The sequence below is a fragment of the Microbispora sp. ZYX-F-249 genome (assembly GCF_039649665.1).
In the GTDB taxonomy this organism is placed as follows: Bacteria; Actinomycetota; Actinomycetes; order Streptosporangiales; family Streptosporangiaceae; genus Microbispora; species Microbispora maris.
Genome location: NZ_JBDJAW010000026.1, coordinates 87,502 through 108,514 on the forward strand (window position 1 = coordinate 87,502; position 21,013 = coordinate 108,514).

The window sequence follows — 21,013 nt, forward strand, 5'->3', positions numbered from 1 at the left end:
ATCCGGTTCGGATCACTCCCCGGCGAGGGGCGGTGGCGCGTCCGCCACCGACCAGGTCACGCGGTGACGCAGCACCTCCCCGGGCGCGAGCCGGGTCAGGGGCGACATGGTCTCGGCCTCGGCCAGCCGGGCGGTGGGGCGCAGTCCCTCCAGCCCCTCCAGCTCCTCCTCCTTGGGATACTGCATCCAGATCGCGATCTCGGAGCCCTCGTCCGGGTAGGGCGCGCCCGGCCGCACGTCGAACCGCTGCGTCAGCGTCGCCCCGCCGGGGGCCACCACGGCGAGCCATCCGGCCGTGCCGCCGATGCCGATCTTGCCGACCACGTCGCGCACCGGCACCCGGCCCGCCGAGGGGGACACGCGCTCCAGGACCGGCGCGCCGTCGGGCGCGAACAACGTCACCGGCACCCGGTGCCGCTCGGTCAGCCCGACCCACACGCCGCAGCGGGGATCGTCGTGGTCGTGGAACGACTCGGTCTCGAACTGGGTGACCGTCCATGCCGCCCACCGCACCGGGCGGTCGCTCACGTTCTCCAGCTCGCTGTCCACCACGAGGACGGGCTCGCCGGCCGACATCGTGACCGTGCGGGTGACGGCCAGCCCGGTGCGCGGGTCGTCGCCGCTGCGCATCCGTACGCGCAGGCCGTCGCGCTCCAGCACGGTGTAGGCGCCGGCGTCGAGCACCGGGTCGGGCGGCCCCGCCCACTCCTCGTCCGACGACCACCCCTGCGGGGCGGGCCAGGTCTTGTCTCCGCCCCAGTTCGCCCAGCTCGCGAAGCCGGTGGGGGCGGGCAGCCGCCGCGCGGCGGGGGTGAGCGCGAGCGACGCGTCGAGCAGCTCGGGGTTGCGCCACAGCCATTCGCGGCCCGCGGCGCGCAGCGAGATGATCCGCCCGCCGCGCCCCGGCAGGACGACCGCCTCCCCCCAGGGCGCGGCGAGCCTGACCAGCGGCTCCGGCCTCATCATTCGCTTCGCGCGGGAACCAGGCAGACCTTGCCGGTCCGCCCCGAGTCGGCCAGGCGGTACGCCTCGTCGGCCTTCTCCAGCGGCAGCACGTCGGTCACCAGCCGCTGTGGGCTGGCGCCCCACCGCACCAGGCGGAAGGCCAGCTCCTCCATCGCCTGGAGCGAGGTGACCCAGGAGGCGTACAGGGTGAGCTGGCGGTGCAGCAGCAGATCGGAGACCTCGGTCTCCAGCCGGCCGCCCTCGCCCACCAGGGAGACCCGGCCCCACTCGGCCGCCCCCCGGATCGCCACGCTCCGGCCCGGGGCCGAGCCCGAGCAGTCCATCGTCACCGAACAGCCGCGTCCCCCGGTCGCCTCGTCCACCGCCTCGGCGACCCCGTCGTCGGCGATCAGGACCTCGTCGAACAGGCCGAGGGAACGGGCGTGCGCGGCGCGCTCGGGCGACCGCTCCACGCCGAGCACCCGGGTCGCGCCGAGGCCGCGTGCGATCATGCCGGCCGCCAGCCCGACCGGCCCGAGGCCGACCACCAGCAGGTCGTCGCGCCCGCCGACCCCGGTGCGCAGCAGGCCCTCGTACGCCGTGCCGAACCCGCAGGCGATCAGGGCGCCGTCCACGTAGGACAGCTCGTCCGGCAGCGGCACGGCCGTGCTCTCCTCGACCAGGATGTACTCGGCGTGCCCGCCGTCGCGCTGCCAGCCGTACGCCGACCTGCGCTCGGGGTCGGAGCAGCTGATCATGTGGCCGCGGCGGCAGTTGGCGCAGCGCCCGCAGCCGGAGATGTGGTAGACGATCACGCGGTCGCCCACTCCGAAACGGCGGCAGCCCGGACCGGTCTCCACGACCTGGCCGCTGGGCTCGTGCCCCGCGACGACTCCCTTGTAGGCGGCGCCCTCCTGACCGACGTGGGTCTTGTGCCCCCGGTAGATGTAGGACAGGTCGCTGCCGCAGATGCCGGACGCGCCCACCCGTACGAGCAGCTGGCCGGGACCGGGCGTGGGCACCTCGACGTCGCGCAGCACGGCGGTGAAGTCGCCGGGCAGGAAGACGCCCTTCATGGTGGTCATGAGCTACGGGCTCCGTTCCGCTGGGAGAGCATCACGTTGATCAGCACGGCGCCGACGATGATGACGCCGCGGACCACGTCCTGGAAGAAGGCGTTGACCCCGAGCAGCACGAGGCCGTTGCCGATGATGGTGATGAAGGCGACGCCCAGCAGGGTGCCGAGCAGGGACCCCTTGCCGCCGGCGAGGGAGGTGCCGCCGATCACGACCGCGGCGATCACGTCGAACTCGAGGCCGACCGACGCGCCGCCGTTGCCGGACCCGAGGCGCGCGGCCAGCAGCAGGCCGCTGATCGCGGCGAGCAGGCCGGTCGTCGCGAACAGGAGGACCCGGATCCGGGAGACGTTGATTCCCGCGAGGCGGGCGGCCTCGGCGTTGCCGCCGACCGCGAAGACCGAGCGGCCGTAGGCCGTGCGGTTGGCCACGAAGAGGAACACGGCGAACAGGACCGCCATGATGATGGCCGGGGTCGGGATGCCGAGGATGCTTCCGGCCAGGACGTCGAGGAACCCGTTGGCCTCCAGCGGGACCGGCAGGCCGTCCGTCATGTACTGCGCCAGACCGCGCAGGGCGCTCCACAGGCCCAGCGTGGCCACGAACGACGGGATGCCCCAGCGGGCGCGCAGGAAGCCGGCGGCGGCGCCGAGCAGCAGGCCCACCGCGAGGCAGACCGGCACGGCGAGGGCGAACGGGATGTGCCACTCCCCGGTCGCCTTGGCCAGCAGGACCGAGGAGAACGCCACGGCCGGGCCGATGCTGATGTCGATCTCACCGGCCACGACGACGAGGGTCATCGCCCACGCCACGACGCCGATCGTCGCCGCGTCGCGCAGGATGGCCAGCTGGTTCGTCACGGACAGGAACCCCGGCGCCGTGGCGGAGAGCACCACGAACAGCACCACGATGGCCCCGATGAGCCCGATCTCGTTCAGCCGTTGCGTGTTGCGTCCCAGCCCGCCCCGCGCACGGGCGTTCGTGCCGGCCACGGGCGGGCCCGTGGGCGTGGTCGTGCTCATGTTCTCCCTCACTCCTCGGCAATCGCTAGGGCCATGACCCGGTTGAGCTCGATCTCGTCGCCGCTCAGCTCCGCCACGACGCGTCCGCCGCGCAGGACGGCGATCCGGTCGCAGACGTCGGCCAGCTCCTCCACCTCGCTGGACACGAAGACCACGGCGCGCCCGTCGTCGGCCAGCAGGCGCATCTGGTCGTAGATCTGGCGTTTGGCCTCCACGTCCACGCCGCGGGTGGGCTCGTCGAGCAGCAGCACCTCGCTGCCCGCGTGCAGCCACCGGGCGAGCACGGCCTTCTGCTGGTTTCCGCCGCTGAGCGTGCCGATCGGCGTCCCCGGACGGGCCGTCTTGATCGCCAGGCGGTCGATGAGCGCCCGCGCGGCCTGCCGTATCGCCCGTCGGTCCAGCACACCGGACCTGCTGACCCCGCGCAGGTCGCTGATGACGATGTTCTCGTCGACGCCCATCAGCGGCACGATGCCCTCGCGCCGCCGGTTCTCCGGCGTCATGCCGATGCCCCTGCGGAGCATCGCGGCGAACGCGCCGGGCCGTACGGTCTCGCCGCGCAGGCGGATCTCACCGGCGGACGGGCGGTCGAGCCCCACCAGCGCGCGCAGCGTCTCCGTGCGGCCCGAGCCGAGAACGCCGGCGATGCCCAGGATCTCGCCGGGCCGCACGTCGATGTCCAGGCCGTTCAGCCGGTCGCTCACCAGACCGCGCGCCGACAGCACCGGCGGCTCGGCGCTCGGGCGGCGGTCCCGGGACGCCACGGTCTCGGGCGCCGTGCCGAGCATCATCGCGACGATCTCGTGCGTGGAGGCCGTGCGTACCGGCAGCGTCTCCACGATCCTGCCGTCGCGGACGACCGTGGCGGTGTCGGCCACCTGCCGGATCTCGTCCATCCGGTGGCTGACGTAGATGACCGCCACGCCCTGCTCGGCGACGGTCCGTACGACGTCGATCACCTGCCGGACCTCGGCGGCGGCCAGGGAACTGGTCGGCTCGTCGAGGATGAGCAGGGTGGGCCGCTGGCTGACGGCGCGGGCGATCTCCACGAGCTGCTGCCCGGCGGAGCCCAGCGAGCCGACCGGGCTGTCGACGTCGATGTCCACGCCGATGCGCGCCATCGCCTCCTTCGCGTCGGCGCGCATCCTGCGCACGTCGAGCGCGCCGCGGGAGCGCGGCCAGGCGCCCAGGAACAGGTTCTCCGCGACCGTCATCTCCGGCACCAGGCTCAGCTCCTGGTAGACGGTCGCGACCCCCAGGGCGGCGACGTCCCGCGTCCCGAGCCCCGCCAGCGGCTTGCCGCGTACGAGCGCCTCACCGGAGTCGAGGTGTTCGGCGCCGGACAACACCTTGATCAGGGTGGACTTGCCGGCGCCGTTCTTGCCCAGCAGCGCGCGGACCTCGCCGCGCCGCACCGCGAAGTCGACGTCGCTGAGAGCGGTGACGCCGGGGTAGCGCTTGGTGCCCGCGCGCACCTCCGCGACGACGTCGGTGTTCGACATGGGAGCCTTCCTGGGAGCCTTCGGTGGGGACAGGGGACCTTGGGCGGCTTACGGGATTCCGTCGGCGTGCTCGGTCAGCCACTTCTCGTTCGTCGCCTTGTCGTCGGCGGTGTAGAGAACCGGGTCCACCGGGATGACGAACGAGTCGTTCTTGGCGCCGCTCGACGCCTTGCGGGCGGCCTCGTACGCGAGCTTGCCCACGGTCTGCGCGGGGACGTCGATCTCCGCCTTGAGGATGCTGCCGTCGACCAGGGCCTTGGCGATGTCGACGGTCATGTCGCTGCCGAAGACGACGGTCTTGCCGACGCGGGAGCGCGTGGTGACGGCCTTGATGCCCGCCAGTGTGCCGCCGCCCGCGACGGCGTAGAACGCGTCGAGGTCCGGGTTCGCGGTGATGATGTTCTCGGCGACCGGAGTGGCCTTGTCGACCACCGCGCCCTCCTGGTCGGCGACGTACTGGGCGCCGGGCACCGACGTGGCCAGGCCCTCCTTGAAGCCGCGCTTGCGCTCCTTGCAGACCTCCACGAAGTCGCAGTTCAGGATCGCGATCTTCGGCTTGTCGATCTTCTGGGAGGTGAAGTACTTCCCGGCCTGCTCGCCCAGCTTCTTGCCGAAGACGTACGGGTCCGACAGGACGTAGCCCCACACGTACTTCTTGGCGTCCGCGTCGTTGATGCAGGTGTTGTAGCAGACCACCGGGATGCCGGCCTTGCTCGCCGCCGCGATCGCCGGGGTGGACGCCGTGGCGGAGACGGCCGAGGTGATGATCGCGTCCACGTTGGAGGCGACCAGGGTCGACATGAACGAGGATTCCTTGGCCGCGTCGCCCTGCGCGTTGTTGCCCAGCAGCTTGAGCTGCGAGTCCTGTGCGGCGGCGGTCTCGATGCCCTTCTTCACACCGGCGTAGAAGCCCTGCGAGTCCAGGTAGATCACCCCGACGCGCAGCTGCTCCTTCGCTCCCGAGGCGCCGCCGGACCCGGCGGACTGACCGCAGGCGGCGAGCACGGCGCCGACGGCCAGCAGGGCGATGCTCCGCATCACCGTGAGTCGAACTGATGCCACGAATGGCCTCCCTGAGTCTGTCTTCGGTTGGCGACGCCACTGGCAGGGCGCGCTGCGCCACGTCAGATGATGCGGCGGGCGTAACGCGCCTGTCAATAAATTGTCATAAAAAAACACTTATCGTAGAGTGGCGCCGTGAACCTCCCCGGACCTTCAACGGAGACCGGATGCTGCGCGGTCGTGACCGGTGCCGCCTCCGGCATCGGCGCGGCCACCGCCAGGCGTCTCGGCGCGACGGGCATGCCCGTCCTGCTGTGCGACATCTCCCCGGCAGGGGAGGACGTCGCCGCGGCTGTCGCCGAGGCGGGCGGCACGGCAAGATTCGTGCGCATGGACGTCAGCGACGAGAGCGCGTGGGGGGAACTCCGCCGCTTCGCCCACCGGGAGTACGGCCCGGTGCGGCACCTCGTCAGCAACGCCTACGTCGTGGACGTGAAACCCCTGCACGACCTGGGCGCGGCATCGTGGAACCGCCAGCTGGAAGTGAACCTCACCGCCTCCTACCTGGCCTTTCGCACGTTACACGAGGATCTGGAGGCGACGTCGGGGGCGGTCGTCCTCGTCTCGTCGGTGCACGCGCTCGTCGGCCTGCCCGGTCATCCGGCGTACGCCGCGACGAAGGCGGCGCTGGTGGGTCTCGGCCGCCAGCTCGCCGTGGACTACGGTCCCGGGGTGCGCGTCAACACCGTGCTGCCCGGGCCGATCATGTCCCCCGCGTGGGACCGGGTGGCGGAGGAGGACCGGCGGCTGAGCGTGGAGGCCACGATCGCCAAGCGGTTCGGCGAGCCCGCCGAGGTCGCCGCGGCGATCGCGTTCCTGCTCTCGGACGAGGCGTCCTACATCACCGCCACCACCCTCGTCGTCGACGGCGGCTGGAGCGCGACGAAGAACTCCTCCTGAGAGGGATGACCGCAGAGCATGAGCACCTACAAAGGGCGTGGCATCCACGGCCAGGTCGTCGAGACCATCGGCCGCCGCCTCGTCACCGGGCAGTTCGCCGAGAACGGGCGCATCGACCTGGTCGAGTTGGAAGCCGAGCTGCAGGTGTCCCGCACCGTGGTGCGCGAAGCGCTGAAGGTGCTGGCCGGCAAGGGCCTGGTCGACTCGCGGCAGAAGCGGGGCACGGTGGTGCGCCCCCGCAGCGAGTGGAACCTGCTCGATCCCGACGTGATCAGCTGGGAGTTCGAAAGCCGGGGCGGCGAGATGCTCGGGCAGCTCGCCGAGGTGCGGCGGATGTTCGAACCGGCCGCCGCCGCGCTGGCCGCGGACCGGCGCACCGAGGCCGACCTCGCCGAACTCGAGGCGGCCCTGGAGGACATGACCGCGGCCGGCACCCCGGCCGAGGCGGCCTCCGCCGACCTGCGTTTCCACCGCGCCGTCCTGGCGGCGACGGGCAACGAACTTCTGGTCCGCATGGAGGTCGTCATCGAGTCCGTGCTCGCGGAGCGGGACCGCATCGTCCACGACGTCGTCACCGCCGACGACCCGGTGCCGAGCCACCGGGCCCTGCTCGACGCGATCCGGGCGGGGGACGGCGAGGCCGCCAGAACGCGCGCGCTCGCGCTGCTCGACAAGTCCACGGCCGACGTCGACCGCGCGGCCCGCCTCCAGGGAGACCGGTGAAGATCACGCGCATCGAAACGTTCCTGGTCCCGCCCCGGTGGCTGTTCTGCCGGGTGGAGACCGACGAGGGACACGTCGGCTGGGGCGAGCCGGTCGTCGAGGGACGCGCCCACTCGGTCAGGGCGGCGGTCGGCGAGATCGCCGAACTGCTCGTCGGCGCCGACCCGCTGCGTATCGAGGACCACTGGCAGGTCATGACCAAGGGCGGCTTCTACCGCGGCGGGCCCGTGCTCGCCAGCGCCGTCGCCGGTCTCGACCAGGCCCTGTGGGACATCGCGGGCAAGGCGCGCGGCGTCCCCGTCCACGAACTGCTCGGCGGTCCCGTACGCGAGCACGTCCGGGCGTACGCCTGGATCGGCGGCGACGAACCCGGCGAGATCGAGGAGGAGGCCCGGCGCCAGGTGGAGGCGGGCTTCTCCGCGGTGAAGATGAACGCCAGCGGCCGCATGTCCCCCATCGCGGGCCCGGGCGAGATCGACCAGGTCGTCGACCGCGTCGCGGCGGTCCGCGCGGTGCTCGGCCCGGGCCGGGACGTCGCGGTCGACTTCCACGGCCGGGTGTCCTATCCGAACGCCCGGCGGTTGCTGCCGCTGCTCGAACCGCTCACGCCCCTGTTCGTCGAGGAACCGGTCGTGCCGGAGTCCATGCCCCAGGTGCGCAGCCTCGTGGAGGCGTCCAACATCCCCATCGCCCTGGGTGAGCGGCTCTACTCCCGCTGGGACTTCCTGCCGGCGTTCCAGGCGGGCGTCGCCGTGGCGCAGCCGGACCTGTCCCACGCCGGCGGCATCTCGGAGGTCCGCCGCATCGCCGCCCAGGCCGAGGTGTTCGGCGCCCTGCTCGCACCCCACTGCCCGCTGGGGCCGATCTCCCTGGCGGCCAGCCTGCAGGTGGCGTTCGCGACCCCCAACTTCCTCATCCAGGAACAGAGCATCGGCATCCACTACAACGACGGCAACGAACTGCTGGACTACCTAATCGACCCATCCGTCTTCGCCTTCACCGACGGCCGGATCTCCCGGCCGACCGGGCCGGGTCTGGGCATCGTGGTCGACGAGGCCGCGGTGCGTGAGGCCGACAAGCGGGGTCACCGCTGGCGCTCGCCGATCTGGCGATACCCCGACCGCTCCTTCGCAGAATGGTGACCGGCGTGCAATCACACGACCTGCTCGATCTCCTCACGACCAGGCGCCTCCTGGCCATCGTCCGCGGCGACGACCCGGCGGCGGCGCTGCGCAGCATCGGCGTGCTCGCCGAAGAGGGCGTGACCCTGATGGAGGTCTCGCTCAGCGGCGCCGACGCGCTGTCGGTCATCCGGGAGGCGGCCTCCTCCCTGGGCGAAGGAGTGCACCTCGGCGCCGGGACCGTGCTGACCGCGCGGGACGCCGTCGCGGCCGGGGACGCGGGCGCGACGTTCGTCGTCACGCCCGGCCTGGGCGAAGGGGTGGACGAGGCGCTGCGCCTCGGACTGCCCGTGCTCGCCGGGGCGATGACCCCCACCGAGGTCATCGCCGCGACCGCGCGGGGCGCCGCCGCCGTCAAGCTCTTCCCCGCCTCGGTGGGAGGGGCCTCCTATCTGCGCGCGCTGCGCGACCCGTTCCCCGCCGTGCCGTTCGTCCCGGTCGGCGGTGTCGGCCTCGACAGCGTGCACGCCTATCTGGAGGCCGGCGCGGTCGCGGTCGGCCTCGGCTCGCCGCTGCTCGGCGACGCCCCGCGGGGCGGCGACCTGGACGGCCTGCGCCGCCGCGTGAGAAAGGCGCTCGACCTGGTGGGCGCGCCATGAGGGCGGACGTCCTGACGATCGGCGAGGCGATGGTCACGGTCCGCTGCGCCGGGCCGCTGCGCCTCGGCGGCGACTCCCGGGTGTCCACCGCCGGCGCCGAGGCCAACGTCGCGATCGCCCTGTCCCGCCTCGGGCACACGGCCCGCTGGGCCGGCGCCCTCGGGAGCGACGAGCCCGGCGAGCTGGTCCTGCGCACGCTGCGGGCCGAAGGCGTCCTGACCGATCACGTCGTGCGGCGTACCGACGCCCCGACAGGCCTGCTGCTCCGGGACACGGCCGCCGGGGGCCGGGCCCGCGTGCACTACTACCGCAGGGACTCGGCCGCCTCGACGCTGTCGTGGGAGGAGGTCCGCCCCGCCGTCGAGGCGGGTCAGGCGGGCCTGCACCTCACGGGCATCACGCCGGCGCTCGGGCCCGCACCGCTGGAGGCGGTCGCCGCCGCCACCCGGCAGGCGCACCGGTCCGGCGCCTGGGTGAGCCTCGACGTCAACCACCGCTCGCTGCTGTGGTCCAGGGAGGCGGCCGCCCGGGCGCTGCGCCCGCTGCTGCCGTACGTCACGGTGCTGATCGCCTCCGACGACGAGCTGGACCTGGTGGCGGACGGCGACGGCGAACGCGACCGCGTGGCGGCCCTGCTGGACGCCGGCGTCGAGGAGGTCGTCGTCAAGCGGGGCGCGGCGGGCGCGAGCTACCACGACGCGCGGACGTCGATCGACGCCCCGGCTCGTACGGTGCCCGTGGTGGACGTCGTCGGCGCGGGCGACGCGTTCACCGCCGGATACCTGTCCGGACGGCTCGACGGGCTCGACGCGTACGGCCGGCTCGAACGGGCGACCCTGCTCGGCGCCGCCTCCGTGGCCTGCGCCGGGGACTGGGAGGGTCTGCCGACCCGGGCCGAGTTGCCCGCTCTGGCCCTGCCGGAAGGGGAGACACTGCGATGACGTCACCCGAGATGCTGGTCGACGCCGGCCTCGAGCTCGGCGAGGGCGCCCGCTGGCTCGGGGATCGGTTCGTCGTCGTGGACATCCTCGACGGCGCGTTGTACGAGGTCTCCCCGGGACCCGGCGCGTCGCTGACGCGGCTGCTGCGCACCGGCGGTGAGCCGCTGGGCGCGGTCGCCCCGATCGAGGGCCGTCCCGGGCACTGGCTCGCGGCGGCAGGCGAGGGCGTCGCCGTCCTCGGCCCGGACGGCGCCGCCGACTGGCTGGCCCGCCCGGAGGCGGGCAAGAGCGTGCGCTGCCGCATGAACGACGGGGCGGTCGATCCCAGCGGCCGGTTCTGGGCCGGCAGCATGGCCTACGACGGCACGCCCGGCGCGGGCAGCCTCTACCGCGTCGATCCCGACGGGACCGTGGTCACCGCGCTGACCGGGGTGACCATCGCCAACGGGCCCGCGTTCTCCCCGGACGGCACAAGGCTCTATCTCGCCGACAGCGCACGCGGCGTCGTCGGCGCCTACCCTCTCGACCTCCGCACCGGAGCGCTCGGCGCGCCGGAACCGCTCATCCGGCTGGACCGCGGAAGCCCCGACGGCATGACGGTGGACGACGAGGGCTTCGTCTGGACGGCGGTCTGGGGCGAGTCCCGTGTCCTGCGCGTCAGCCCGTCCGGCGAGATCGACCGCGTGGTGGGCCTGCCGTGCCGTCAGCCGTCGTCCGTGGCGATCGGCGGCCGGGACGGGAGGCGGCTTCTGGTGACCTCCGCGCGGTACGGCCTCGACGACCCGGCCCCGGCCGACGGCGCGTTGTGGACGTGCGACGCGGGGGTGACCGCCCCACCGGCCCGCGCCGCCGTCCTGTCGCGGTTTCCCGGATAGGCCCCCGGCCCGCTGATCCGGGCGGCGGGCCGGCCGATGCCGCCGATCGCCGTGGGCGGCGCGTACCGGGCCGAGGCGCGGGGCCGCTCGTCGTCACGGACGTGATTGCCGCGAGGAAGGAACCTCCGGCGGCCGGCGGCCGTATGGAGAACGACATCGCGGCGGTCCCGGACGTGGACGCGGAGCCGGCCGGGCAGAGCCCTGCCGCCGGTACGGACGACGTTCGCGGGCCGGGAGCCGCCGCAGCGTTCCGATGGGGGCTCCCGCCGCCGTCCCGCGCGCACGCCGGGACGGGCCGCGGGCTCCCTCCACGAGGAGGTCGGTGTGGTGATCAGACGGGGCCTGTGCGCCCTGAGCGCACTCGTCGCGGCCGCCGGATGCTCGGCGGGTGGTCAGGCGGAGCCCGGGGCCCGGGATGCCGGGCGGCCGTCCGGCTCGTGCGCGTCCGCCGTCAGCCGCGAGGCGCTGCCGGCCTGGGCGCGGGCGGGCTTCAGCGACGACGGGTCGGGGATTCCGCACGTGTTCGGCGAGCGTGGCGACATACTCGCCGTGCTGTTCGAGTATCCGCCGAAGGCGTCCGCCGATCCCGACGAGAGCAACAAGATTTTGTGGGTCTCGCGGCTGCCGCAGGAGCCGATGCGGCCGCTGACGATCGAGGCGCGCCTCGACGGGACGACGACCTCGGTGACCCGTGAGATCACGGGAGGCGCCGGGCCCTCGTCGGTCAGCCTGCCCACGGCCGGGTGCTGGCGCCTGACCTTGAGCTGGTCGGGACACACCGACACCATGGCGCTCACGTTCGTCTGACCCCTCGGTCTCAGCAGGTGCGCCGGTAGTCCACGGTGGGGAAGTGGGCGGTCCACTCCGCGCGGGTGAGGCCCCGGCCGATCTCCGCGCAGAGCCGCCCCACGAGCGCTTCGGGCCGCAGCCCCCACCGGATGATCCTGCCGTCCTCGCCACCGGAGATCAGGTCCCCGTCGGTGGTGAAGGCCAGGCCCCTGATCGGAGCCGTGTGGCCGGTCAGCGTGGCCGACGGCCGCATCGCCTGGAGGTCCCAGACGACGATCGTGCGGTCGTCCCCCGCGGACGCGAGCGAACGGCCGTCGCGGCTGAAGGCGAGGACCTGGATCGGGGCCGTGTGGCCGGTCAGCGTGCCGCGGCCCGCGCCGGTCCGCGTGTCCCAGAGCCTGACGGTGCGGTCGGCGCCCGCCGTGGCGATGGACGTGCCGTCCGGGCCGAAGGCGACGTCGAGCACCGAGCCCTGCCCGGTCCTGAGGGCGCGTACCTCCCTGTCCCTGGCCAGGTCCCAGACGATGAGGTCGCCGGCGGGGCCGGTCGTGGCGAGCAGCGGCTCGCGGGGGCTGAACGCCAGCGCCGAGACGAGGTATCCGCCCGGAAGCGGCGCCTCGACCGGCTTTCCCGGATCGCTGACGTCCCAGCGGAACCGGCCGAGCGCGGTGGCGACGACGAAGCGCCCGCGCGGGTCGAAGCCGACGTCGGTGGACGCGCCGAGCCCCTGATACGCGGCCGTGCCGAGCCGGTGTCCGCTGCCGGCGTCCCAGAGGGTGAGCGTGTGACTGCGGGTGACGGTCGCGAGCCTGCGCCCGTCCGGGCTGAAGGCGACGGCCCGCACATGGTCGGGGTGGTCGCCGATCGTGGCGACCGGGTTCCCCCGCACGTCCCACAGCCGGACGGTCCTGTCGCTGCTCGCCGACGCCACGACCCGGCCGTCCGGGCTGATCTCGATGTCGTTCACGGCCTGGTTGTGTCCGCTGAACGGGGGAACGGCACGCTCGCGGACCACGATGGTCCGGCCGAGCCCGCCCGAGGCGAGCATCGAGCCGTCGGCGCTCAGGGCGAGGGACAGCGTCTCCGTGCGGCTTCTGTCCTGGTAGGTCTCGACAGGCTGCCGTCGCGCCACGTCCCAGATCGTGATCAGGCCGTCCTCGTCGGCGACGGCGATCCGGCCGCCGGCCGGAGCGGACATGTCCCAGGTGTACGGCGACCTCTTCGGCAGCCCCGGCAGCCGAGTCACCTGGCCGTCCGCGATCCGCCAGAACCGCACGCCGTAGTGCGACGACCCCGTGGCGAGGAATTCGCCGGCGGGGTCGAAGCCCAGCCTGTGCACGTTCACGGCGTCGAGCGCCGCGACCTTCGCCCCGGAGGCGACGTCCCAGACGAGAGGGTGCTCGGTTCCGCCCGTGGCCGACACCAGCAACAACTGGAGCTGGGCCGCGGGAGGCACCAAGTATCTCGCGAGCAGCAGCACGACGTTCAAGGTCTACGGCCTCAACGTCGGCCACTACTACCGGCTCGAGGCCACGTCCGACAACTGCATGCTCTCGATCCGGCTGCGCAACTGGACCTGACCGGGAGGACGGTGGGCGCGGGGCCGCGACCCGCGCCCGTCGCCGGAGGGGCGCCGCCGGATCGCCAGGCGGGGTATACGCAGGGGCATACCCCTCCTGGCGCTCCTCTCCGCGCGCACCATGCGGGCACCGGCGTCGCACCGAAAACTTAATTTGTCTTGACAGTTCCGATCGTCGGATGCGAGTCTGGAGTCACGCAAGCGCGAGACAGAGGAGATCCAGATGCGCAAGCTCGTCGCCAGCTTCTTCATGTCCCTCGACGGGGTCGTCGAGTCGCCCGACCAGTGGCACTTCCCCTACTTCAGCGAGGAGATGGGCGCGGCCGTCGGCGCGCTGATGACGGAGTCCGACGCGATGATGATGGGCCGGGTCACGTACGAGGCCTGGGCGGCCTACTGGCCGGGCAAGACCGACGCGGACGACCCCTTCGCCGGCTTCATCAACGACATCCGGAAGTACGTCGTCTCCTCGACCCTCGGCACGGTCGAATGGCAGAACTCCACCCTCGTCAGCGGCGACCTGACGGAGGAGATCACCAAGCTCAAGCGGCAGCCCGGCGGGACCATCGGCATCAGCGGCAGCACCAACCTCGTCCGCTCGCTGATGCGGCACGGCCTGCTCGACGAGCTCCGGCTGCTGGTCCACCCGATCGTGGTCGGCAAGGGCCAGCGGCTGTTCGAGGAGGGCCTGGAGATCCCGATGAAGCTCGCCTCCTCGGAGGCCTTCCCGACGGGCGTGCTCTCCCTCGCCTACCGGCCCACGGAGAAGTGACCGCCGCGGCCGTCCGGGCGTCGGTAGTATCCGGCCACGTGACCGAAGCGCAGCCCGTGATCCGGCAGGTCTCCTCTCGCGTCGTCTACCGCAACGCGTGGATGACCGTACGAGAGGACGCGATCGAGCACCCCGACGGCTCTCCCGGCCTGTACGGATACGTGGTGAGGCCCGACTTCGTGCTGATCGTGCCGGAGGAGAACGACGGCTTCCACCTGGTGGAGGAGTACCGGTACCCGATCGGCCGCCGTTCGTGGAGCTTCCCCCAGGGCGGGGCCGAGGCGGACACGCGGGAGGACGAGGCCCGCCGCGAGCTGGTGGAGGAGACCGGGCTCCGGGCCGACCGGCTGCGCTATCTCGGGCGCATGGACAGCGCCCACGGGATGACCGACCAGGGGCTGCACGTCTACGTGGCGACCGGCCTCACCAGGGGCGAGCCCCGCCGCGAGCACACCGAGCAGGACATGCGCCAGCGCTGGGTGCACCGCACCGAGTTCGAGCGGATGATCCTCGACGGCGCCGTCAGCGACTCGTCCTCCGTCGCCGCCTACATGCTCTGGCGGCTGCGCCGCTCATGAGGCCGTACGGCACGGCCGTGTCGTTTCTGTACAAGACCGGAGCGAGCGGCGTCGCCTAATCTCCTGTTTCGCAGCCACCGGCACATGGAAAAAGGAGCAGAGCAACATGGCCAGGATCGTCGCGAACTTCTTCATCTCCCTGGACGGCGTCGTCGAGTCGCCCGAGCAGTGGCACTTCCCGTACTGGAACGACGAGATGGGCGCCGTGGTCCAGGCGGGCATGCAGAACTCGGCCGGAATGATGATGGGCCGCACGCTGTACGAGGAGTGGTCGGCGTACTGGACGACGACGGACCAGGACCCGGAGATCGCCGCGGCCTTCAACAGCGCCCCCAAGTACGTGCTGTCCAACAGCCTGGAGAAGGCGGACTGGAACAACACCACCGTCGTCAACGGCGACGTCGCGGCCAGGGTGCGCGAGCTCAAGGAGCGGATCGAGGGCGGCGACCTCCAGATGTCGGGCAGCGCGACCACCGTGCGGTGGCTGCTCGCCAACGGGCTGCTCGACGAGCTGAACCTGCTCGTCCACCCGATCGTCGTCGGCCAGGGGCAGCGGCTGTTCGAGGAGACCCCGACGCACAAGCTGAAGCTGGTCAAGTCCGAGACCTTCAAGACCGGCGTGCTCAACCTCAGGTACGTCCCGGACGCCGGCTGACGGCCGGTCAGGCGTAGTAGCCCTCGACGGGCAGGCGCGCCTCGTCGAAGAGCGCCGGCCCCTCCTGCCGCACGGACGGCGGGCCGGCCGGCGGCTTCAGCGTGGCGAGCTGCTCGCCCGAGAGGGCGAAGACGACTCGGCCGAGCCCGGAACGCTCGATCGCGCCCGCGCACATGCCGCACGGCTGGCAGCTCGTGTACATGGTGGTCGCGGCCGCGGCGGCGGGGTCGAGCTCACGGGCGGCCCAGCGCGCGAGCTTCAGCTCGGGGTGGGCGCTGATGTCCGACTCCGTGAGCGTCGTGTTGCGCTCCTCGGCGAGCACGTCGCCGTCCGGGCCGACCAGCAGCGAGCCGAACGGCGGGTTGCCACCCGCCCGGGCCTGCGCGGCCAGCTCGATCGCCCTGCGGAGGAACTTCTCGTCGTCGGGTGTCATGACTGCTCCGCTTCGGTGTACGCGGCGGCCACTGCCTCGAGCATGTGCCACGCCGTCTCGGGATGGTTCGTCTCCTCGGGATCCCCGTGGAAGGGGTCGAGCAGGACGGTCTCGGCGCCCAGGAGGCGTAGCCGTTCCAGGTCGCCCATGATCTGGTCGAGGCTGCCCTCGCCGGCCCGGCGCCCCTCGCCGGTCACCGGGGTGCCGGTGAGCCGCAGCAGGATGCGCGGGGCGAACACGGGAGCGGGGCGACCCAGGCTCTCCGCGACGGCGGACAGCCGGTCCAGCCGCTCGTCCAGCCACGGGAGGGTGAACCGCAGCGGGTGCCAGGCGTCGCCGAGGAGCACCGCCCTGCGGAGGGCGGCGTCGCTGCCGCCGCCGACCCAGATCGGGACGTGCCCGGCGCGGTAGTCCGCCTCGTCCCGCCAGGCCAGGCGGATCGCCCGCAGGTGCTCGTCGGTCAGCGCCCCCCGCCGTTCGTACGGCACGCCGAGCGCCTCGAACTCCTGCCGCGCCCAGCCCACCCCCACACCGAGGACCAGCCGCCCCCCGCTGAGCTGCTGGAGGTTGGCCGCCATCCGGGCGGTCAGCAGTGGGTGCCGGTAGGGCAGGATCAGCACGGTGGTGCCGAGCCTGATCCTGGTGGTGATCGCGGCGAGCCAGGACAGCGTGGTGAAGGGCTCGTAGAACGGCGCGGGATACTGCTCGGCCACGTCGGGGGTCACCACGACGTGGTCGGAGACCATGAGCAGGTCGAACCCGAGCCCCTCCACCGTCTCCGCCCAGCCGCGCAACACGTCCGGCCGGGTGCCCGGTCCGAAGTTCGGGACGTTGACGCCTAGTTTCACCGGTCCAGCCTATTCAGGCGATCAGGCCGTACGGAAGAGAGAACTCCCTGGTTGGAGGCCCTCTGGCCGTGGATTCCACGGTATATTCGGCCGATGGCCGAGAGTCTTGATGTGACGGACTGGTCCATCCTGGCCGAGTTGCAGCGTGACGGCCGCGTACCGCTCACCGAGTTGGCCCGGCGGGTGAGCCTCAGCGCCTCCGCGACGACCGAGCGGGTACGGCGGATGGAGGCGGCCGGCGTCATCCGCGGCTACCGTGCGGTCGTCGACCTGGGGAAGGCCGGATACCCCGTGCTCGCCGTGGTGCGGCTCAAGTATCCGGGCAGCCGGCACGAGCCGCTGCACCGGTTGCTGGGCGAGCGCACGGAGATCCTGGAGTGCCTGCGCACCACCGGCGACGACTGCTACACGCTCAAGGTCGCCGCGACCTCCATGGCCCACCTGGAGAAGGTGGTGGACGATCTGGCGCAGTTCGGCAGCACCACGACCAACATCGTCTACAGCGAGACCCTGCCGTACCGCGGACCGCACGCCCCGTGACGCCCGCGACGCCCCGCGACGCCCCGTGGCGTCAGGCGGCGGGCCTGGTGGCGGGCTGCGCCCTGAAGGAGATGGCCTCCATGAGGGCCTTGTGCTTGGTGTTCTGGAAGGCGGCGACCTTCCACTCGCCGGTCGCCTGGCGGACCACGGTGTAGGTCTGGATCTTGCCGAGCTTGCCGGGCCTGCCCTTGTGGACGTCGCCGCGGGTGACGACCAGAGCGGTGCCGGGGCCGGCGAAACGGATGCCGACGATCTCACTGGCGAGCCGGGTGCCCCTGAGGAAGCTGTCGAACAGGGCCTGGTGCGCGGCGCCGATCTCGGCGGCGCCGACGTACAGGGTGCCGACGTAGGTGATGTAGGTGGCGTCGGCGGTGAACTCGGCACCGTAGGCGGCGCCGTCGCCGGCGTTCCAGGCGGCGGTGAGACGGTCCAGGACGGCGGTGACGGCGGCCGTGTCGCCGGGGCGGGTGGCGGTTTCCGGCGTGGTCTCGAAGGCGTTCATGACCCTTCCCTCTCATGATAGCTTCTTCTGAGCATTTACTGCTTTGAAGATTTATCTTCCTAGAGGAAGAGATTAGAGAGAGGGTGGGCACGTGTCAACACGCGACGACGCGGGAGTCGTGTACCGGCGCTACCTCAGCGCCGTGATGCTGCACGGTCACGCCGGCGCCAAGGCCGTCGGCCTGGGCGCGACCGACCTGTACGCGCTGAACGTCCTGGGCCTGGGCGGCGCGATGACCCCCGGCGAGCTCGGCCGGCGCACCGGCCTGACCACCGGGCCCACGACCCGGCTGATCGACCGTCTCGAGCAGGCGGGCTACGTGCGCCGCGCGTCCGACCCGGGCGACCGGCGCAAGGTCATCGTCGAGCTCGTCGCCCACCCCAGCGGCCTCGACGAGGCCCTGGCCCCGGCCCGCCGGAGGATCGGCGCCATCGTGCAGGGCTACTCGCCCGAGCACCAGGCCGTCCTGTTCGACTACTTCGCCCGCGCCGCCGACGCGTACCTGGAGGCCACCATGGAACTCCAGGACAAGCGGACCGACTAGCCGCCACCGGCGCGCACGGCCCGGCGTCACGGCTCCCGTGTCACGGCTCCCCTGTCACGGCTCCCGTGTCAGTGCGGCCGACCTCGCGACGGCGGCGCAGCGGTCCTCGCCGGGGGCCGCCCCGGTGGCGGCGTGCTCCAGCAGCGCCAGGAGAACCCGCCGATCCTCGGGCGGAAGCCCGGCGAGCAGCTCGTCCTCGGCCCGTGCGACACGCGCGTCGAGTTCGGCGAGGACGCCCCGGCCGTGCTCGGTCGGCACGATGCGCCGCGCGCGGCGGTCGGCCGGGTCCTGCCTGCGCTGCACGAGACCACACCCCTCGAACTTGTCGAGCAGATACGTCATGACCGTGCGGTCGATGCCGAGGCGGGCGGCGAGCGCGGCCTGCGTGGGCGGGGCCTCGTGGACGACCGCGGAGAGCACCTGGTAGCCGCGCACCCCGTGCGGCAGGTCGCGCGAGATGTCCTCGACACGCGTGCTCCACTCCCTCAGCAGCACGGTGAGGGACCACCCGAACACGGATCCCTGCGTGGACGGCGTCGGGGTGTCGGTCTGTTCGCGCGCGGTCACAGCTCCCACCCTAACCCGGAATACGCTGATCCTCCGATAAGTTGTGCCGCATATAGTCTGTACGACAGATTACTTTCGGAGAGGCCCGGCATGACGGACTACGGCCACGATCTGGCCTTCGGCACGTTCCTCACACCCCAGAACCAGGACCCCCAGGGGCCGGTCCGGCTCGCCCAGGTATCCGAGGCCGCCGGGCTGGATCTCGTGACGTTCCAGGACCATCCGTACCAGCCGGGGTTCCTGGACACCTGGACGCTGCTGTCCTGGGTGGCCGCGCGGACCGAGCGGATCACCGTGTCGGGCAACGTGCTGAACCTGCCGCTGCGCCCGCCGGCGGTGCTGGCCCGGGCGGCGGCGTCGCTCGACCTGCTCTCCGGCGGCCGGTTCGCGCTCGGCATCGGCGCGGGTGGCTTCTGGGACGCGATCGCGTCGATGGGCGGCACGCGCCTGACCCCGGCCGAGTCCGTGACCGCGCTGGAGGAGGCCATCGAGATCATCCGCGGCATCTGGGACATAGGCGAGCGCCGCGTCCTGCGCGTCGACGGGGCACACCACCGCGTCGCCGGGGCCAAGCGCGGCCCGGCCCCCGCGCACGACATCCCGATCTGGCTCGGCGCCTACAAGCCGCGCATGCTGCGCCTGGTGGCGAGCGCGGCGGACGGCTGGCTGCCCTCGCTCGCCTACCTGAAGGACGGCGACCTGCGGCGCGGCAACGAGGTCATCGACGAGGCCGCCGAGGAGGCCGGGCGCGACCCCGCTCAGGTGCGCCGCCTGCTGAACATCGGCGGCGCGGTCGCCGGCACCCGGGAGGGCTTCCTGCGGGGGCCGGTCGGGCAGTGGGTGGAGGAGCTGACCGCGCTGGCGCTGGAGGACGGCATCGGCACGTTCATCCTGGGCACCGACGACCCCCGGCTCATCCAGGTGTACGGCGAGGAGATCGCCCCCGCCGTCCGGGACGCGGTGGCGCGTGAGCGGGCGGCCACCGGCACCGTCCCCGCGGCCGCCCGCCGCGGAGCGGCCGCGCTCGCACTGCGCCGCGACGGGATCGACTACGACAAGGTCCCGGTGAGCCTCGCGGCCGGCGCCGTCGAGCCCGGCGACCGCTCGTACGAGTCCGTGCGGCACAACTACCTGCGCGCCGGGTCCCCCGGCCTGGTGCTGCGCCCCCGGACCGTCGACCAGGTCGTCGAGGGGCTCGCGTACGCCCGCTCCCAGGACGTGCCGCTCGGCGTTCGCTCCGGCGGGCACGGGATCAGCGGCCGGTCCACGAACGACGGCGGCATCGTGCTGGACGTCGGCGCGCTCGGCGCCGTCGAGGTCGTCGACCCGGCCACGCGCCGGGTGCGGCTGGGCGCGGGCGCGACCTGGGGCGCGGTCGCCGAGGCCCTGACGCCGCGCGGATGGGCGATCAGCTCGGGCGACTACGGCGGCGTGGGCGTGGGCGGCCTCGCGACCACGGGCGGGATCGGCCTGCTCGGGCGCAGGTTCGGCCTGACCATCGACCACGTCGTCGCCGCGCAGGTCGTGACCGCCGACGGGCGGGTGCTGCACGCCTCACGCGAGGAGAACCCCGACCTGTTCTGGGGCCTGCGCGGCGCCGGGGGCAATCTCGGGGTGGTGACCTGGGTCGAGATCGAGGCGATGGAGCTCGGCGACGTCGTCTTCTCCCAGATGACCCTGGACGCCCGCGACACGGCCGGGCTGCTCGAGCGCTGGGGTGCGGCCGTGGAGAAGGCGCCGCGCGAGCTGACCAGCTTCCTGATCCTGTCCCCGCCGCGTCGCGGCCAGGACGCGGTCGCCCAGCTCATGACCGTCTACGCCGGCGCGGACACCACCGCCGCGGTGCACGAGCTGGAGCGGCTCGCCGAGGCCGGCCCGCTGCTGGGGCACCAGGGATACGTGCTGCCCTATTCGGGCGTGGTGCAGCCGGCCGACAGGCACCACACCGGCGGCGGCGACCCGGCCGTACGCTCCGGCCTGGTCACGCACCTGGACGGCGACGTGAGCCGCGCCTTCGAGAGGATCGCACGCTCCGGGCTGTCCTACTTCCTGCAGATACGCGCCACCGGCGGCGCCGCGCACGATTTGGCTCCCGACGCGACCGCCTATCCGCACCGGCACCAGAACTTCCTGCTCACCGCCATGGGCGCCGCGCAGCCGGCCCTGAATTCCGCGTGGGACGCCGAGGTGGCGCCGTTCACCGACGGCCTCTACCTGTCCTTCGACACCGACACCCGGCCCGAGCGGCTCGTCGACGCGTTCGGTGAAACCAACCTCGCCCGGCTCCGGCAGGTCAAACGCGCCTACGACCCGGACAACGTGTTCCGCGCCAACTTCCCCGTCGAGCCCGCCGGCGACTGAGCATCGTGCGAGTGATCCA

The 21,013-nt window shown here is 72.7% G+C and carries 24 protein-coding genes; 14 read left to right on the forward strand and 10 right to left on the reverse strand.

Features of this window, described 5'->3' with window-relative positions:
• Positions 1 to 12: 12 nt before the first annotated feature.
• The 5 genes from AAH991_RS27275 to AAH991_RS27295 are packed head-to-tail and all read right to left on the reverse strand — an operon-like array spanning position 13 to position 5,607.
• Positions 13 to 966, reverse strand: a complete 954-nt coding sequence (locus tag AAH991_RS27275; RefSeq protein ID WP_346228765.1) for a DUF4380 domain-containing protein — start codon at positions 964 to 966, stop codon at positions 13 to 15.
• On the reverse strand, positions 963 to 2,030 hold the full coding sequence (locus AAH991_RS27280; protein WP_346228766.1) for a zinc-dependent alcohol dehydrogenase family protein: 1,068 nt from the start codon (positions 2,028 to 2,030) through the stop codon (positions 963 to 965). Before AAH991_RS27280 ends, AAH991_RS27275 begins: the two co-directional genes overlap by 4 nt.
• Positions 2,027 to 3,043: an ABC transporter permease gene (locus tag AAH991_RS27285; protein WP_346228767.1), complete on the reverse strand. Its 1,017-nt coding sequence runs from the start codon at positions 3,041 to 3,043 to the stop codon at positions 2,027 to 2,029. The genes AAH991_RS27280 and AAH991_RS27285 overlap by 4 nt, the downstream gene beginning before the upstream one ends.
• An 8-nt stretch (positions 3,044 to 3,051) precedes the next feature.
• Entirely contained in the window at positions 3,052 to 4,545 is a 1,494-nt protein-coding gene (locus tag AAH991_RS27290; RefSeq protein WP_346228768.1) for a sugar ABC transporter ATP-binding protein, read from the reverse strand.
• A 48-nt stretch (positions 4,546 to 4,593) separates the two neighbouring features.
• Entirely contained in the window at positions 4,594 to 5,607 is a 1,014-nt protein-coding gene (locus tag AAH991_RS27295; protein WP_346228769.1) for a substrate-binding domain-containing protein, read from the reverse strand.
• A gap of 135 nt (positions 5,608 to 5,742) precedes the next feature.
• Between AAH991_RS27295 and AAH991_RS27300 the strand changes: the two genes are divergently transcribed.
• The 7 genes from AAH991_RS27300 (at position 5,743) to AAH991_RS27330 (ending at position 11,633) form a co-directional block, all read left to right on the forward strand.
• Entirely contained in the window at positions 5,743 to 6,507 is a 765-nt protein-coding gene (locus tag AAH991_RS27300) for an SDR family NAD(P)-dependent oxidoreductase (protein ID WP_346228770.1), read from the forward strand.
• Between the two features lie 18 nt (positions 6,508 to 6,525).
• Entirely contained in the window at positions 6,526 to 7,230 is a 705-nt protein-coding gene (locus AAH991_RS27305; RefSeq protein ID WP_346228771.1) for a FadR/GntR family transcriptional regulator, read from the forward strand.
• A complete protein-coding gene (gene dgoD, locus AAH991_RS27310; protein ID WP_346228772.1) occupies positions 7,227 to 8,372 on the forward strand; it encodes a galactonate dehydratase in 1,146 nt (381 codons plus the stop codon). The genes AAH991_RS27305 and dgoD overlap by 4 nt, the downstream gene beginning before the upstream one ends.
• 5 nt (positions 8,373 to 8,377) lie before the next feature.
• The gene (locus AAH991_RS27315; RefSeq protein ID WP_346228773.1) at positions 8,378 to 9,010 is read left to right on the forward strand and encodes a bifunctional 4-hydroxy-2-oxoglutarate aldolase/2-dehydro-3-deoxy-phosphogluconate aldolase; all 633 of its coding nucleotides are present in this window, start codon (positions 8,378 to 8,380) and stop codon (positions 9,008 to 9,010) included.
• Positions 9,007 to 9,951 carry a sugar kinase gene (locus tag AAH991_RS27320; protein ID WP_346228774.1) on the forward strand — a complete coding sequence of 315 codons (945 nt, stop codon included), beginning with the start codon at positions 9,007 to 9,009 and terminating at the stop codon, positions 9,949 to 9,951. Before AAH991_RS27315 ends, AAH991_RS27320 begins: the two co-directional genes overlap by 4 nt.
• Complete coding sequence (locus AAH991_RS27325; protein ID WP_346228775.1) at positions 9,948 to 10,826, forward strand: SMP-30/gluconolactonase/LRE family protein; 879 nt, start codon at positions 9,948 to 9,950, stop codon at positions 10,824 to 10,826. The genes AAH991_RS27320 and AAH991_RS27325 overlap by 4 nt, the downstream gene beginning before the upstream one ends.
• Before the next feature lie 324 nt (positions 10,827 to 11,150).
• The gene (locus AAH991_RS27330; protein ID WP_346228776.1) at positions 11,151 to 11,633 is read left to right on the forward strand and encodes a hypothetical protein; all 483 of its coding nucleotides are present in this window, start codon (positions 11,151 to 11,153) and stop codon (positions 11,631 to 11,633) included.
• A gap of 10 nt (positions 11,634 to 11,643) precedes the next feature.
• Here the strand turns inward: AAH991_RS27330 and AAH991_RS27335 are convergent, their stop codons facing one another.
• The gene (locus AAH991_RS27335; protein WP_346228777.1) at positions 11,644 to 13,038 is read right to left on the reverse strand and encodes a WD40 repeat domain-containing protein; all 1,395 of its coding nucleotides are present in this window, start codon (positions 13,036 to 13,038) and stop codon (positions 11,644 to 11,646) included.
• On the opposite strand from AAH991_RS27335, the gene AAH991_RS27340 reads away from it, so the two are divergent.
• The 4 genes from AAH991_RS27340 to AAH991_RS27355 all read left to right on the forward strand — a co-directional run bounded on the left by AAH991_RS27340 (position 13,028) and on the right by AAH991_RS27355 (position 15,199).
• Complete coding sequence (locus AAH991_RS27340; protein ID WP_346228778.1) at positions 13,028 to 13,195, forward strand: hypothetical protein; 168 nt, start codon at positions 13,028 to 13,030, stop codon at positions 13,193 to 13,195. The genes AAH991_RS27335 and AAH991_RS27340 overlap by 11 nt on opposite strands.
• A 222-nt stretch (positions 13,196 to 13,417) precedes the next feature.
• Positions 13,418 to 13,966, forward strand: coding sequence for a dihydrofolate reductase family protein (locus tag AAH991_RS27345; protein WP_346228779.1), 549 nt, complete (start codon positions 13,418 to 13,420; stop codon positions 13,964 to 13,966).
• A 38-nt stretch (positions 13,967 to 14,004) separates the two neighbouring features.
• The gene (locus AAH991_RS27350) at positions 14,005 to 14,544 is read left to right on the forward strand and encodes an NUDIX domain-containing protein (protein ID WP_346228780.1); all 540 of its coding nucleotides are present in this window, start codon (positions 14,005 to 14,007) and stop codon (positions 14,542 to 14,544) included.
• 106 nt (positions 14,545 to 14,650) lie between these two features.
• The gene (locus AAH991_RS27355) at positions 14,651 to 15,199 is read left to right on the forward strand and encodes a dihydrofolate reductase family protein (RefSeq protein ID WP_346228781.1); all 549 of its coding nucleotides are present in this window, start codon (positions 14,651 to 14,653) and stop codon (positions 15,197 to 15,199) included.
• A gap of 7 nt (positions 15,200 to 15,206) precedes the next feature.
• Here AAH991_RS27355 and AAH991_RS27360 read toward each other — a convergent pair whose 3' ends face one another.
• Positions 15,207 to 15,632, reverse strand: coding sequence for a nucleoside deaminase (locus tag AAH991_RS27360; RefSeq protein WP_346228782.1), 426 nt, complete (start codon positions 15,630 to 15,632; stop codon positions 15,207 to 15,209).
• A complete protein-coding gene (locus AAH991_RS27365; RefSeq protein ID WP_346228783.1) occupies positions 15,629 to 16,480 on the reverse strand; it encodes an LLM class flavin-dependent oxidoreductase in 852 nt (283 codons plus the stop codon). Before AAH991_RS27365 ends, AAH991_RS27360 begins: the two co-directional genes overlap by 4 nt.
• 93 nt (positions 16,481 to 16,573) lie before the next feature.
• Here AAH991_RS27365 and AAH991_RS27370 point away from each other — a divergent pair, with 93 nt between their 5' ends.
• The gene (locus AAH991_RS27370; RefSeq protein WP_346228784.1) at positions 16,574 to 17,020 is read left to right on the forward strand and encodes an Lrp/AsnC family transcriptional regulator; all 447 of its coding nucleotides are present in this window, start codon (positions 16,574 to 16,576) and stop codon (positions 17,018 to 17,020) included.
• 31 nt (positions 17,021 to 17,051) lie between these two features.
• On the opposite strand, the gene AAH991_RS27375 is transcribed toward AAH991_RS27370, so the two are convergent.
• The gene (locus AAH991_RS27375; protein ID WP_346228785.1) at positions 17,052 to 17,522 is read right to left on the reverse strand and encodes an SgcJ/EcaC family oxidoreductase; all 471 of its coding nucleotides are present in this window, start codon (positions 17,520 to 17,522) and stop codon (positions 17,052 to 17,054) included.
• 91 nt (positions 17,523 to 17,613) lie between these two features.
• Between AAH991_RS27375 and AAH991_RS27380 the strand changes: the two genes are divergently transcribed.
• On the forward strand, positions 17,614 to 18,066 hold the full coding sequence (locus tag AAH991_RS27380; protein ID WP_346228786.1) for a MarR family winged helix-turn-helix transcriptional regulator: 453 nt from the start codon (positions 17,614 to 17,616) through the stop codon (positions 18,064 to 18,066).
• A 54-nt stretch (positions 18,067 to 18,120) separates the two neighbouring features.
• On the opposite strand, the gene AAH991_RS27385 is transcribed toward AAH991_RS27380, so the two are convergent.
• Positions 18,121 to 18,633, reverse strand: coding sequence for a MarR family winged helix-turn-helix transcriptional regulator (locus tag AAH991_RS27385; RefSeq protein ID WP_346228787.1), 513 nt, complete (start codon positions 18,631 to 18,633; stop codon positions 18,121 to 18,123).
• A 90-nt stretch (positions 18,634 to 18,723) separates the two neighbouring features.
• On the opposite strand from AAH991_RS27385, the gene AAH991_RS27390 reads away from it, so the two are divergent.
• Positions 18,724 to 20,994, forward strand: a complete 2,271-nt coding sequence (locus AAH991_RS27390; protein ID WP_346228788.1) for an LLM class flavin-dependent oxidoreductase — start codon at positions 18,724 to 18,726, stop codon at positions 20,992 to 20,994.
• Positions 20,995 to 21,013 lie beyond the last annotated feature (19 nt).